The sequence below is a fragment of the Streptomyces sp. NPDC044719 genome, assembly GCF_056433405.1.
Map to the genome: position 1 here is coordinate 195,710 of NZ_JBWKHE010000007.1, position 13,345 is coordinate 209,054.

Consider the following 13,345-nt stretch of genomic DNA (forward strand, 5'->3'; position numbering starts at 1 on the left):
ACGTTTGGTATTGGTGAAAACTTCCGCACATATTTTTCACCTGTCGTACAACCAAGCTAACTGCTCGCGCATCTGATCACGTGAGTCAACAGACTCCACGATCACTTGGGCCCCAGGAGCCGACGACGAGCGCCGGGGCCCCTCTCCACCTGGAGAACGCATGCGCATCCGAGCCACCGTGGCCGCCGTCACCGGCGCCCTGGCCCTTTCCGCCTTCGCCGTGCCGGCCGCGCAGGCCGCCGAGCCGAAGGTCCCCGCGGACATCGCCGCCGCCAGCAAGGTCGTCCACGCCGACTCCGGCCGGTCGGCCCTCGCCGCCGCCGTGGACGGCGAGCCGTACGCCCTGAACGCGACCTTCTCCTCGGTCAAGGTCAACAACGGCAAGAACATCTCCGTCGGCACCACCAACCTGGTGAAGGTGCCCGTCTCCTTCAAGCTGACGCACGGCGCGGACGTCGACATCCACGCGGACGACTTCTTCGCGGGCGTCGAGCTGTACCGCGGCGCCTCGTTCGAGAACTCGATCTTCTACTTCGACAGCAACGACGCGAGCTGCACGGACTCCTCCGCGACCGTCGCCAACTGCAAGACCACCGTCGAGATCGACCCGTTCGCGCTGCTGAACGAGGACGCCGGCTCCTGGAAGGCCGCGGGCTTCGCGGTCGCGTTCAACGGCGAGAACCCGGACGACCCGAACCTGGACGAGGTCGGTGTCGCGGTGACGGACCCGACCAACTCCTTCAAGCTCCAGCGCTACTCGAAGCTGACGGTCAACGCCTCGCCCGAGCCGGTGAAGAAGGGCAAGACCATCACCGTCACCGGCAAGCTGTCCCGGGCCAACTGGGACGACAACAAGTACCACGGCTACACCAACCAGTCGGTGAAGCTGCAGTTCCGTAAGAAGAACTCCAGCACCTACACCACGGTGAAGACCATCAAGTCCAACAGCACGGGTGAGCTGAAGACCACGGTCAAGGCCTCCACCGACGGCTACTTCCGCTACTCGTTCGCGGGCACGACCACCACCCCGGCGGTCAACGCCACGGGCGACTTCGTCGACGTGAAGTAGAACGCCCCTTCAGGCGCGCGCGGGGAACTGGGCGACCAGCCCCGCGGCGCCGCGGCTAGACGGTAAGGCGGCGGTCCACCCACCTCCACAGCACTTCCAGGGTGGCCGCCGCGACCACCGCGATGCCGACGGCAGTCCACGGCATCGTCATGCCCACCAGCTTCAGCGCGAAGAACTGCTGGAGCCACGGCACGACGAGGACCAGCAGGAACGCCCCGCCCATCGACGCGACCAGGGCGATCCGCCACCAGGTGTACGGCCGGGCGATGATCGCCAGGACCCACATCGAGATCAGGAACAGCGTGAGCGTCGCCGCGCTGGTCTCCGCGTCCAGCGCGCCCGCGCCCGAGTAGTGCTGCCGGGCGATCAGATACGTCGCGAAGGTCGCCACCGCGGCCACCACCCCGCCCGGGATCGCGTACCGCATGACCCGCCGTACGAAATGGGGCCTGGCCCGCTCCTTGTTGGGCGCGAGCGCGAGGAAGAAGGCCGGGACGCCGATCGTCAGCGTCGACAGCAGGGTCAAGTGGCGCGGCAGGAACGGGTACTCGACCTGTGAGCAGACCACCAGGACGGCCAGCAGCACCGAGTAGACCGTCTTGACGAGGAACAGGGTCGCCACACGCGTGATGTTGCCGATCACCCGGCGGCCCTCGGCCACCACCGACGGCAGCGTGGCGAAGGTGTTGTTCAGCAGCACGATCTGCGCGACCGCCCGGGTCGCCTCCGAGCCCGAGCCCATCGCCACGCCGATGTCGGCGTCCTTCAGGGCGAGGACGTCGTTCACCCCGTCGCCCGTCATCGCGACCGTGTGACCTCGGGACTGCAGAGCCCCCACCATGGTCCGCTTCTGCTGCGGGGTGACCCGCCCGAACACCGTGTTGTCGTCGAGGGCCCGGGCCATGCCGTCCTCGTCGGCGGGCAGCCGGCGGGCGTCGACGGTGGTGCCGGAGAGCCCGAGTTTCGAGGCGACCGCGCCGACCGACACCGCGTTGTCACCCGAGATGACCTTGGCCCGGACGTTCTGGTCGGCGAAATAGCTCAGGGTGTCGGCCGCGTCGGGCCGCAGCCGCTGCTCCAGGACGACCAGGGCGGTGGGCTTCGCCCCCTCGGTCACCTCGGCGTCGTCGAGGTCGCGTTCGACCCGGGCGAGCAGCAGCACCCGCAGGCCCTGCTCGTTCAGCCGCCCGGTCTCGGCGAGGGCCGGGTCGTCTTCGGGCAGCAGGACGTCCGGTGCGCCGAGCAGCCAGGTGCTCGTCTCCCCGCCGGTCTCGGCGAACGCGGCGCCGCTGTACTTGCGCGCCGAGGAGAAGGGCAGCGCCTGGGTGCAGCGCCACTGCTCGCCGTCCGGGTAGGCGTCGATGATCGCCTTCAGGGAGGCGTTCGGCCGCGGGTCCGACTCGCCGAGGGCGCCGAGAACCTGTCGTACGTACGTCTCGTCGGCGTCCCCCAGCGGCCGCAGCTCGGTGACGTCCATGCCGCCCTCGGTGAGGGTGCCGGTCTTGTCGAGGCAGACGGTGTCGACCCGGGCCAGCCCCTCGATCGCGGGCAGCTCCTGGACCAGGCACTGTTTGCGGCCCAGCCGGATGACGCCGATGGCGAAGGCGACGGAGGTGAGCAGGACCAGTCCCTCGGGGACCATGGGGACGATGCCGCCGACCGTGCGCGCCACGGAGTCCTTGAAGGGGTTGTCCTTCACGAACAGCTGGCTGATGATCAGGCCGATCGCGGTCGGGACCATCATCCACGTCACGTACTTGAGGATCGTGGAGATGCCGGAGCGCAGTTCGGACTGGACGAGGGTGAAACGCGAGGCCTCCTCGGCCAGCTGGGCGGCGTACGCCTCACGGCCGACCTTCGTCGCCTGGAACGCCCCGCCGCCGGCGACCACGAAGCTGCCCGACATCACCTGGTCGCCGGGGCTCTTGACCACCGGGTCGGCCTCGCCGGTGAGCAGCGACTCGTCGATCTCCAGGCTGTCGGCCTCCGCGCAGACACCGTCGACGACGACCTTGTCACCCGGCCCGATCTCTATCAGGTCGTCGAGCACGATCTCGGAGGTGCTGACCTGACCGGAGACCCCGTCCCGGCGCACGGTGGGGCGCACCTCGCCGATCAGCGCGAGCGAGTCCAGGGTCTTCTTCGCCCGCCACTCCTGGACGATCCCGATGCCCGTGTTGGCCAGGATCACGAAGCCGAACAGGCTGTCCTGGATCGGTGCGACGACCAGCATGATCAGCCACAGCACGCCGATGATCGCGTTGAAGCGGGTGAAGACGTTCGCGCGGACGATGTCGACGGTGGAGCGGCTGCTGCGCACCGGCACGTCGTTGACCTGCCCGCGCTCCACGCGTTCGGCGACCTGAGCACCGGTCAGGCCGGTCACGGGCGAGGTGACCGTCGCCGGCCGCGCCGAGTCGAGCCGGGCACCCGCGTCGAGATGCGTCATGCATTCGACGGTACGTGCGGATTTGCCGCTTCACCCGCTGAATGCGGGGAAGATCCGACCTGGGGAGGATGGGCGTCCTGCCCTGGTCGTACGGCAGTTGTACGCGTCCGTCAGCCTGCCCGGCGGGCGGTGAGCAGCAGGTACTCCCACTCCAGGGCCGTCCCGCCCGGGCCCGTTCCCAGGGCGGCGTCGCGGGCGAGGTCCACCAGGTCGCGGTCCAGGGCGGCGACGCGGTCGGGGGTGTCGGCGATGTTCTTGTAGACGGCGATCGTCGGGCCGTAGCGCTCCTTGAAGTAGTCCCGGAACGCCTCGGGTGTCGCGAAGCGGTCGACCCGGGCGGTCCCGCGCTCGGCGTGGACGTCCGTGACCCGGTCGCCCAGGAGCGCGCGCACATGGTCCTCGTCTCCCCACAGCGGGGGCGGCTGGGCGCCCGGCGGGGGCGGGGGCGCGTACGGCTTCATCGTGGCGAACATCCGGCCGATGAAGCCCTGGGGCGTCCAGCTCAGCAGGCCGATGGTGCCGCCCGGCCGGCAGACCCGGACGAGTTCGTCGGCGGCCCGCTGGTGGTGCGGGGCGAACATGACGCCGACGCAGGACAGCACGGTGTCGAACGTCGCGTCGCCGTAGGGCAGGGCCTCGGCGTCGGCCTCCTGCCAGGTGAGGTCCACGCCCTGTTTCCCGGCCGCGAGCCGGCCCGCGGCGAACAGTTCCGGGGTCAGGTCGGAGGCGATGACGTCCGCACCGGCCAGGGCCGCGGGGATCGCGGCGTTGCCGCTGCCGGCGCCCACGTCCAGTACGCGCTGGCCGGGGCGCACGCCGCATGCCTCGACCAGGACCGCTCCCAGCCCGGGGATGACCTCGGCGGCCAGGGACGGGTAGTCGCCCTGGGCCCACATCGCCCGGTGCTTGGCCTTGAGTGCCCGGTCCGCCTCGACCGTGCTGTTCTGCGTCGTCATGGCTGCGCTCCTCACCGGTTCCCTGCGTTCTTCCGCGCGTTCGCCGTCTCCTCTTGAGCGTAGGGAGGGGGCGGGGCTGTGTCTCGCCGGAGGTGTCTCGCCGGAGTGTGGGGGTGCGCGTTCGCGCCTTGCGCCGGGTGGTGGGTCGGGGCCGCGTCGGGGGGTGTCCGTCCTCGGAACGTCGCGATGGGGTCCCGCGCCGACTGACTGTTCGTTGACGCGACAACCGCTGCGGGCGGACACCCCCCGACACGGCCCCTTCTCGCCGTGCGCGGGTGCGGGGGCGTCGTGGCCCCTCTACTGCGCCGAGGGGGTCGAGCGGGTCGGTGGATTTGTCGTCGTGTCCTGGGCCGCGGCTCGCTTGATCGCGGCGTCGCGCCTGCGGACGTACCAGACGCCGAAGAGTCCGAGGCCGCCTCCGGCCAGGCAGGTCCACAGCCACCAGGTGTGGCCGTGGTCGTCGAACCAGCCATAGAAGGGGAGCTGAACCAGGAAGAGGAGGAACCACAGAATCGTGCCGCCGGTGATGGTGGCGACCACGGGGCCCTCCAGGGGCTCCGGCGCCTCGTGCCTGGGGGTCCACTTCGCCATGGGGACAGCTTACGAGGCGATCAGGTCTACGCGCGGAGATGGTCGTTCGGGGGTTTATATGTTCATACTGAAACGGTTTGTGTCTGACCACTTCTCTTCGTAGGAAACACCAAACACATGTCGTCCTCGGCTCCCGCCCAGGTCCCCGCCCCACCGGGAGCCGGGCCCACGTACGGTGCACTCGACCGCTTCTTCCGGATCTCCGAGCGGGGCAGCACCCTGTCCCGCGAGGTCCGGGGCGGTCTCGCCACCTTCTTCGCGATGGCCTACATCATCGTGCTGAACCCGATCATCCTCGGCAGCGCGAAGGACATGTACGGCCATCAGCTGGACAACGGCCAGCTGGTCACCGCCACGGCCCTCACGGCGGCCTTCACCACCCTGCTCATGGGTGTCATCGGCAATGTGCCGATCGCGCTCGCCGCCGGGTTGGGTGTGAATTCGGTTGTCGCGCTTCAGCTGGCTCCGCGTATGTCCTGGCCGGATGCGATGGGCATGGTGGTTCTCGCCGGGTTCGTCGTGATGCTGCTGGTCGCCACGGGGCTGCGCGAGCGGGTCATGAACGCCGTGCCCTTCGGGCTGCGCAAGGCCATTTCGATCGGTATCGGTCTGTTCATCATGCTGATCGGGCTGGTCGACGCCGGCTTCGTCTCCCGGATTCCGGATGTCGCGCAGACGACCGTGCCGCTTCAGCTCGGTGGTGACGGCCATCTGAACGGGTGGCCGGTGCTGGTCTTCGTGCTGGGCGTGCTGCTGACGCTCGCGCTGATCGTGCGCAAGGTGTCCGGGGCGATCCTGATCTCGATCGTCGCCATGACGGTGGTCGCGGTGGTGATCGAGGCCGTGGCCGATGTGCCCAGCTGGGGGCTGACCACTCCGAAGTGGCCCGGGAATCCCGTGGCCAGTCCTGACTTCGGGCTGGTCGGGCAGGTCAGTCTGTTCGGTGGTTTCGAGAAGGTCGGCATGCTGACCGGCGTGCTCTTCGTCTTCACCGTGCTGCTGTCGTGCTTCTTCGACGCCATGGGCACGATCATGGGCGTGTCGGACGAGGCCAAGCTGACGGACGCGCAGGGGCAGATGCCCGGCATCAACAAGGTGCTGCTGGTGGACGGCTTCGCGGTCGCCGCCGGTGGTGCGAGTTCGTCGTCGGCCACGACTGCCTTCGTCGAGTCGACGGCGGGTGTGGGTGAGGGTGCCCGCACCGGTCTCGCCAACGTCGTCACCGGCGGGCTCTTCGCCCTCGCCCTCTTCCTGACGCCGGTCGCCACGATGGTGCCGTCCCAGGCGGCCACCCCGGCCCTGGTCGCGGTCGGCTTCCTGATCCTTTCCGGCTCGGTCAAGGAGATCGACTGGGCGGACTACACGATCGCCGTCCCGGCCTTCGTGACGATGCTGATGATGCCGTTCACGTACTCGATCACCAACGGCATCGGCATGGGCTTCATCACCTTCGCGGTGCTGCGCCTGGCGGCCGGCCGGGGCCGGGAGGTTCCGGCGGCGATGTACGCGGTGGCGGCGGTGTTCGGGTTCTACTACCTGATGCCCGCGCTGGGGCTGACGTGATCGAACGCGGTCCTCAGGTGACTCCGTAGAACTTCTCCGTCTCCTCGACGGCGGCCTGGAACCGTTCGTCGAAGTCATCTCGAATGAGCGTCCGGACGACATAGTCCTGGACGCTCATTCCCCTTTTCGCGGCATGGTGCCGGAGCCGGTCGAGCAGGTCGTGGTCTATTCGCAGGCTGAGCACGCTGGTCCCCATGGGCATGAGGGTCGCGGCATCGTTCGGTGCGGTGGGGCGCGTTCCGTCGCCGCGTCACCCATATGAGTGATGTCACGGGTAAGTGGCCAGGGTCACGGGTGTTTTCGCGTGTCCCCGGTGTTCTTTAGCGAGAGTAATGAGTTATGCTAAAGAACATGCCGGACCTCAGCCATGGCGACGACGTAGCCGCCGTGAACTCCCTCCGATCCGCCGTGATGCGGCTGTCCCGTCGGCTCAAGCACCAGCGTGTCGACGAGTCGCTCAGCCCCACCGAGATGTCGGTGCTCGGCACCCTGTCCCTCTGCGGCAGGGCCACGCCGGGCGAGCTCGCCCGCAAGGAACACGTCCAGCCGCCGTCGATGACCCGCATCGTGGCCCTGCTGGAGGCGAAGGGGCTGGTCCGTCTGGAGCCGCACCCCGAGGACCGGCGCCAGAAGGTCGTGACGCGCACCGAGCAGGCGGAAACGATGCTCGAGGAGAGCCGCCGCAAGCGGAACGCGTTCCTGGCCACCCTGGTCGAGGACCTCGACGAGGACGAGTGGGCGAAACTCCGCGCCGCCGCCCCCGTGCTGGAGAAGCTCGCGCATCTGTAAGCCGTATGTCGCAAGGAGGCGAACCCTTTGAGTTCGGGACCCGGAGCAGCTTCCGTCCCCGCACCTGATCCCCACGATTCCCCGCCCACCTCCGACACGCTCCCGCGCAAGTCCTCGATGTTCTCCTCCCTGAAGGTCAGGAACTACCGCCTGTTCTTCCTGGGGCAGGTCGTCTCCAACATCGGCACCTGGATGCAGCGCATCGCCCAGGACTGGCTGGTCCTCAGCCTCACCGGCTCCTCCGCGGCCGTCGGCATAACGACCGCGCTGCAGTTCCTGCCGATGCTGCTCTTCGGCCTCTACGGCGGTGTCCTCGTCGACCGGCTGCGCAAGCGGCCCACCCTGCTCGTCACCCAGTCCTCGATGGGCCTCACCGCCCTCGCCCTCGCGGTCCTCACCCTCACCGGCCATGTCCAGGTGTGGCACGTGTACGTCGCCGCCTTCGCGATGGGCCTGGCCACGGTCGTCGACAACCCGGCCCGGCAGTCCTTCGTCTCCGAGCTGGTCGGCCCCGGGCAGCTGCAGAACGCGGTCAGCCTGAACTCCGCGAACTTCCAGTCCGCCCGCCTGGTCGGCCCCGCCGTCGCGGGCATACTCATCACCGGCGTCGGCACCGGCTTCGCCTTCCTCTTCAACGGTCTGTCCTTCGTCGCGCCGCTCACCGGTCTGCTGCTGATGCGCGCCCGTGAGCTGCACGCCGTGGAGCGCGCCCCGCGCGGCAAGGGGCAGCTGCGGGAGGGCGTGCGCTATGTCACCGGCCGGCCCGAGCTGATCTGGCCGATCGTCCTGGTCGGCTTCGTCGGCACCTTCGCCTTCAACTTCCCCGTCTACCTCTCGGCCTTCGCGGACGATGTGTTCCACGCGGGCGCGGGCGCCTACAGCATGTTCAACACGCTGATGGCGGTGGGTTCGGTTGCGGGTGCGCTGCTAGCGGCTCGGCGCGGTACGGCCCGGCTGCGGCTGCTGATCGCCGCCGCCATGGTCTTCGGGGCGCTGGAGATCGTGGCGGCGACGACCCCGACGCTGTGGCTGTTCGCCCTGCTCATGGTCCCGCTGGGGCTGTTCGGCATGACGGTCAACGTCACGACGAACACCAGCATCCAGATGTCCACGGACCCGGCCATGCGCGGCCGTGTCATGGCCCTCTACATGATGGTCTTCCTCGGCGGCTCCCCGGTCGGCGCCCCGATAGTCGGCTGGATCACCGACACCTACGGCGCCCGGGTCGGGCTGGCGGCCGGTGGTGCGGTGGCGGCCGCCGCCGCGGCGGTGATCGGCCTGATCCTGGCCCGCGTCGGCAATCTGCGCCTGTCGGTGGGCTGGCACCACGGCCACCCACGGGTGCGGTTCGTCCCCCGGGAGCAGGAGGCACTGGCTCCGGCGGCGTAGGCGGGCGTCAGTCCCGGGGGAACTCGCCGGTCTTCAGGACGAGCCCGACCACGGTCGCGGTCAGGTCGATCTCGTCTTCGAAGTCCAGGCTCAGCTCGCCCCGGTACTCGCCGTCCTTCGGCTGGGTGTGCAGATGCCAGCGGCCGGTGTACGGATCCACGATCAGGTACACCGGCACGCCGGCCACGGCGTAGGCGTCCTTCTTGGGACCGTAGTCGTTGGCGGCGGTCTTCCTGGAGATGACCTCGGCGACGAACTCGACGTCCTGGTAGCGCCACAGGCCCTTCGCGTTCTTCGCCGCGCCCTCCGCCATCACGGTGATGTCGGAGGCGAAGCCGTTGAGATGGCCCGGGTAGTCGACACGGACGTCGGACTTCACGCGCTTGCGCGGATACTTGCTGCGCAGCTGCTCGACGATGTCCAGGATGATGTCCCAGTGGGTGTCCCGCTGAGGCGCCATGAAGATGTTCCCCCCGACGATCTCGACCTTGTAGCCCTCGGGGACCGGCATCGTCTCCACCCACTCGAACATCGTGTCGAGGGTGAGTTCACCGCTGCTGTCGGCCATCTCGATCCTGTCTGCAAGGACGGTCATCGTGGCGCTCCTCCCCGGCCGCACCCGCGGATGGAGCCGGCCGCGCGGTACAACGATACGCACGGTGACCGGGACACGCCCGGGCCCGGAGGCCGCCTACACCCTGCGGGCCAGCAGTTGGCCGGGCCAGTTGTTCTCGCCGACCGTGAAGGCCGCGGTGCGCGTGAAGCCGTTGGCCTCGTAGTAGCGGACGAGCTTGCCGTCGTCGCCGGCGTAGCAGTCCACCCGGAGGAGGCCCACCCCGGCCCGGCGGGTCTCCTCGGCGGCGTGTGCGAGGAGCGCGCTGCCCAGGCCCTGGCCCTTGAAGCGGCGGTCGGAGGCCAGCCAGTGGATGTACCGCTCGGGCTCGCCGGGCGGCGAGAGCTGGGCCAGGTAGGCCCCGGGCGAGTCGGTGAGGGTGAGGGTGGCGGCCGGGACGCCGTCGGCCTCGGCCAGGTACACACTGCCCTCGCCCATGTACCGGCCGACCGACTCCACCGTCTTCGGGCTCTGCGACAGGGGCTTCGTCCCCCACTGTCCCGTGCGCCCCTGTGAGACCAGCCACTCCACACAGCTGTCGAGCATGCCGAGTATCGCGGGAATGTCGGCGGGACCGCCTTCTCTGATGGTGATCTCCATGGCCTCATGGTGCCAGGCTGGGCCCATGAGAGTCTTCGCCGCTGTACTGCCTCCCGACGAGGTGACCCGTGAACTCGGCGCCGCCGTGGACGCGTTGCGGAAGCTGCCCGGGGCCGACGGGATGCGCTGGACCGGCCGGGCCGGCTGGCACTTCACGCTCGCCTTCTACGGGGAGGTCGACGACGGCCTCGTGCCGGAACTGTCGGCCCGGCTGGAGCGGGTCGCTCGCCGCACCCACGCGTTTGCGCTGGCCGTGCGGGGCGGCGGTCAGTTCGGGCACGGCCGGGCGCTGTGGGCCGGGGCGGAGGGGGACCTGGCGACCCTGCGGCTGCTGGCCGACCGGGCCGAGGCGGCGGCGCGGAAGGCGGGGGTGCCCATGGGGGAGCACCGGCGGTACAAGGCCCACCTGACGATCGCCAGGAGCCGGGAGGCGAGGGACGTACGGGCGTATCTGGACGCCCTGGCCGGGTTCACGAGCCGGACCTGGACGGTGGGCGAGCTGGCGCTGGTGCGGAGCAATCTGCCGACCTCGGGGGTCCCGGGGGAGCAGCCCCGGTATGAGGCGGTCGGTCGGTGGGCGCTCGGGGACGCCGGTTAGGCTCGGTGCCGTGGACCCGAAAACCCGTAACCGGATCATGGCCGGTGTGCTCGTGCTGATGTTTCTCGTTGTCGCCTTGGCTTCCGCGCTGGGGAGGTAGGCGGACAGGGGCGGGGGACTGCCCGTCGCTTTCCGGCTGCGGGCCGGTGGGGGCTGGTCGCGCCCACGCGGCGCAGCCGCAGATCGGATACAGCCCCGCGCCCCTTACCGGGGCGCTACCAGGCGAAGGCCTCCGGTGATGGACCCGGGCCCGGGAAGATCTCGTCGAGGCCGGTCAGGAGCTCCTCGGACAGGTCCAGGTCGGCCGCTCGCAGGGCGGAGTCGAGCTGCCCGGCCGTGCGCGGGCCGACGATCGGTCCGGTCACGCCCGGGCGGGTGAGCAGCCAGGCCAGGGCGGCCTCGCCGGGCTCGATGCCGTGCTTGTCGAGCAGATCCTCGTAGGACTGGATCCGCGCGCGGGTCGCCGGGTCGGCGAGGGCGTCGGCCGCGCGGCCGGAGGCGCGTCGTCCGCCCTCGACCTCCTTCTTGATCACGCCGCCCAGCAGACCGCCGTGCAGCGGCGACCACGGGATGACGCCGAGGCCGTAGTCCCGCGCGGCCGGGATGACCTCCATCTCGGCGCGCCGCTCGGCGAGGTTGTACAGGCACTGCTCGCTGACCAGCCCGATGGTCCCGCCGCGCCGGGCGGCGATCTCGTTGGCCTGGGCGATCTTGTAGCCGGGGAAGTTCGACGATCCGACGTAGAGGATCTTGCCCTGCTGGATCAGGACGTCGATCGCCTGCCAGATCTCGTCGAAGGGGGTGTCCCGGTCGATGTGGTGGAACTGGTAGACGTCGATGTGGTCGGTCTGGAGCCGCTTGAGGCTGGCGTCCACGGCCCGCCGGATGTTCACGGCGGAGAGCTTGTCGTGGTTGGGCCAGGCCGGGCCGTCGGCGCCCATGTTGCCGTACACCTTCGTGGCGAGGACGACCTTGTCGCGGCGTCCCACGCCCTTGGCGAACCAGTTGCCGATGATGCTCTCGGTACGGCCCTTGTTCTCGCCCCAGCCGTACACGTTGGCGGTGTCGAAGAAGTTGATGCCCGCGTCCAGCGCCGCGTCCATGATGGCGTGGCTGTCGGCCTCGTCGGTCTGCGGGCCGAAGTTCATGGTGCCGAGGACGAGCCGGCTGACCTTGAGTCCCGTGCGTCCGAGCTGCGTGTACTTCATGCTGCCCAAGCCAACGTCTTGAAGTGCGCTCCAAGCAAGCACGTACCCGCGTACTGTGCGCCACGATGACCGTCCCTGCCGCCGATCACCTCGTCCGGCTCCTCCACCGCATCCTCCCCGACACCCTCCTCGGGATCTACCTCCACGGCTCCGCCGCCCTGGGCGGACTGCGTCCGCACAGCGACATCGATGTGCTGGCCGTGGTGCGGGAGTCCTTGACGCATGCCCAACGCCGGGAACTGGTGGATGAGTTGCTGAAGGTCTCCGGTGTGGGCGGGCGGCGGTACGTCGAGCTGATCGTCGTCGTGCGGGACGATGTGCGGCCCTGGCGGTACCCGCCCACCTGTGACTTCCTCTATGGGGACTGGCTGCGGGGGGAGTATGAGCGCGGGGTGGTTCCGGGTCCGGAGCCCAGTCCCGATCTGGCGCCCCTGCTCACCATGGTTCTGCTCGCCGATGCCCCGCTCCACGGGCCGCCGCCCGCCGAACTCCTCGACCCCGTGCCGCACGCCGACCTCAGGCGGGCCGTCGTCGCCGGTGTGCCGGAGCTGATGGGCGAGGTGGACTCCGACACCCGCAACGTGCTGCTCACCCTCGCCCGGATCTGGACCACCCTCACCACCGGGGACATCCGCTCCAAGGACGCGGCAGCCGAGTGGGCGATCGGCCGGCTGCCCGCCGGGCACCGGCCCGTCCTCGCCCGTGCCCGGGCCGTCTATCTGGGGGAGGTGGAAGAGCGCTGGGACGACCTGGTGGCGTCCCGGGCCTGCGCGGAGTTTCTGGCCGGGGTGATCAGCGAGAGTCACGCCTCGTAGGGCTCGCCCAGGTCCCACGCCTGGTGCATCGCCTCCGCGAACGCCGCCGCGATCTTGTGCTCGCCGCTCGCGCCCGGGTGCGTGCCGTCGTAGGTGTCGGTGTCGATGTCGTACGACGGCGGGGTCGAGGCCAGGAGGATGGGGGAGCCGGGCTCGTCGAGGTCCGCGGCCGCCTTCGCCAGCAGTTCGTTGAAGCGGGCGACCTCGCCGGCGAACGCCGCGTCCGTCTCGGCCCGTACGTTCGGGGTGACCGGCAGCCACACCATCCGCACCCGCCGGTTCGCCGCCCGTGCCTCGGCCGCGAAGGCCCGGACGTTCTCGGCGGTCTGCTCCGCGTTCGTGTAGAAGCCCAGGTCGATGAGGCCCAGGGAGACCAGCAGGACGTCCGCGCGCGTCGAGCGCACCGCCTCGCCGATCAGCGGGGCCATGTGCAGCCAGCCCTCGCCCCAGCCGGCCAGATGGGCGCGCGGGAAGTCCGGTTCGGCGTAGGCGTACGACGTCGGGGCGTCGTCGAGCTTGTCGTAGAGCGTCTCGCGCGGGCCGACGAGGGTGAAGGGGCCGCCGTAGGAACGGCACAGGTGCTGCCAGATCCGGTAGCGCCACGTGTGTTCGCCCGTGCTTCCGATCGTCATGGAGTCACCTACGGGCATGAACCTGAGCATCCGCTCATCATGGAGGATCACGGGAGGCCCGGGCCGCCGGACG

General features: G+C 69.7%; 14 protein-coding genes. 6 read left to right on the forward strand and 8 right to left on the reverse strand.

Going from position 1 to position 13,345, the window contains the following annotated elements; all coding sequences use genetic code 11:
* Positions 1-160: 160 nt before the first annotated feature.
* Positions 161-1,069 carry a hypothetical protein gene (locus AC07DF_RS27555; RefSeq protein ID WP_478976801.1) on the forward strand — a complete coding sequence of 303 codons (909 nt, stop codon included), beginning with the start codon at positions 161-163 and terminating at the stop codon, positions 1,067-1,069.
* A 55-nt stretch (positions 1,070-1,124) separates the two neighbouring features.
* Here AC07DF_RS27555 and AC07DF_RS27560 read toward each other — a convergent pair whose 3' ends face one another.
* From AC07DF_RS27560 to AC07DF_RS27570, 3 genes are all read right to left on the reverse strand, one after another.
* On the reverse strand, positions 1,125-3,518 hold the full coding sequence (locus AC07DF_RS27560; protein WP_478976804.1) for an HAD-IC family P-type ATPase: 2,394 nt from the start codon (positions 3,516-3,518) through the stop codon (positions 1,125-1,127).
* Positions 3,519-3,628: 110 nt separating this feature from the next.
* Positions 3,629-4,474, reverse strand: coding sequence for a class I SAM-dependent methyltransferase (locus tag AC07DF_RS27565; protein ID WP_478976807.1), 846 nt, complete (start codon positions 4,472-4,474; stop codon positions 3,629-3,631).
* Positions 4,475-4,771: 297 nt separating this feature from the next.
* On the reverse strand, positions 4,772-5,065 hold the full coding sequence (locus AC07DF_RS27570) for a DUF2530 domain-containing protein (protein WP_478976810.1): 294 nt from the start codon (positions 5,063-5,065) through the stop codon (positions 4,772-4,774).
* 117 nt (positions 5,066-5,182) lie between these two features.
* Here AC07DF_RS27570 and AC07DF_RS27575 point away from each other — a divergent pair, with 117 nt between their 5' ends.
* Entirely contained in the window at positions 5,183-6,628 is a 1,446-nt protein-coding gene (locus tag AC07DF_RS27575; protein WP_478976813.1) for an NCS2 family permease, read from the forward strand.
* Positions 6,629-6,641: 13 nt separating this feature from the next.
* Here AC07DF_RS27575 and AC07DF_RS27580 read toward each other — a convergent pair whose 3' ends face one another.
* Positions 6,642-6,824: a ribbon-helix-helix protein, CopG family gene (locus AC07DF_RS27580; protein ID WP_478976816.1), complete on the reverse strand. Its 183-nt coding sequence runs from the start codon at positions 6,822-6,824 to the stop codon at positions 6,642-6,644.
* Positions 6,825-6,979: 155 nt separating this feature from the next.
* Between AC07DF_RS27580 and AC07DF_RS27585 the strand changes: the two genes are divergently transcribed.
* Together AC07DF_RS27585 and AC07DF_RS27590 are read left to right on the forward strand one after the other, a co-directional pair.
* Positions 6,980-7,417, forward strand: coding sequence for a MarR family winged helix-turn-helix transcriptional regulator (locus AC07DF_RS27585; RefSeq protein ID WP_215120700.1), 438 nt, complete (start codon positions 6,980-6,982; stop codon positions 7,415-7,417).
* Between the two features lie 27 nt (positions 7,418-7,444).
* Positions 7,445-8,806: an MFS transporter gene (locus AC07DF_RS27590; RefSeq protein ID WP_478976821.1), complete on the forward strand. Its 1,362-nt coding sequence runs from the start codon at positions 7,445-7,447 to the stop codon at positions 8,804-8,806.
* A gap of 7 nt (positions 8,807-8,813) precedes the next feature.
* Here the strand turns inward: AC07DF_RS27590 and AC07DF_RS27595 are convergent, their stop codons facing one another.
* Both AC07DF_RS27595 and AC07DF_RS27600 read right to left on the reverse strand, forming a co-directional pair.
* Complete coding sequence (locus AC07DF_RS27595; RefSeq protein ID WP_478976824.1) at positions 8,814-9,401, reverse strand: Uma2 family endonuclease; 588 nt, start codon at positions 9,399-9,401, stop codon at positions 8,814-8,816.
* Between the two features lie 96 nt (positions 9,402-9,497).
* A complete protein-coding gene (locus AC07DF_RS27600; RefSeq protein WP_478976827.1) occupies positions 9,498-10,019 on the reverse strand; it encodes a GNAT family N-acetyltransferase in 522 nt (173 codons plus the stop codon).
* Between the two features lie 25 nt (positions 10,020-10,044).
* On the opposite strand from AC07DF_RS27600, the gene thpR reads away from it, so the two are divergent.
* Positions 10,045-10,617 carry an RNA 2',3'-cyclic phosphodiesterase gene (gene thpR, locus AC07DF_RS27605; protein ID WP_478976830.1) on the forward strand — a complete coding sequence of 191 codons (573 nt, stop codon included), beginning with the start codon at positions 10,045-10,047 and terminating at the stop codon, positions 10,615-10,617.
* Positions 10,618-10,832: 215 nt separating this feature from the next.
* Here thpR and AC07DF_RS27610 read toward each other — a convergent pair whose 3' ends face one another.
* Complete coding sequence (locus AC07DF_RS27610) at positions 10,833-11,825, reverse strand: aldo/keto reductase (RefSeq protein WP_478976834.1); 993 nt, start codon at positions 11,823-11,825, stop codon at positions 10,833-10,835.
* A 65-nt stretch (positions 11,826-11,890) separates the two neighbouring features.
* Here AC07DF_RS27610 and AC07DF_RS27615 point away from each other — a divergent pair, with 65 nt between their 5' ends.
* Positions 11,891-12,640 carry an aminoglycoside adenylyltransferase family protein gene (locus AC07DF_RS27615; RefSeq protein ID WP_478976837.1) on the forward strand — a complete coding sequence of 250 codons (750 nt, stop codon included), beginning with the start codon at positions 11,891-11,893 and terminating at the stop codon, positions 12,638-12,640.
* Here the strand turns inward: AC07DF_RS27615 and AC07DF_RS27620 are convergent.
* On the reverse strand, positions 12,628-13,302 hold the full coding sequence (locus tag AC07DF_RS27620; RefSeq protein WP_478976840.1) for a GDSL-type esterase/lipase family protein: 675 nt from the start codon (positions 13,300-13,302) through the stop codon (positions 12,628-12,630). The two genes, AC07DF_RS27615 and AC07DF_RS27620, sit on opposite strands and share 13 nt — an antisense overlap.
* Between the last annotated feature and the right edge of the window lie 43 nt (positions 13,303-13,345).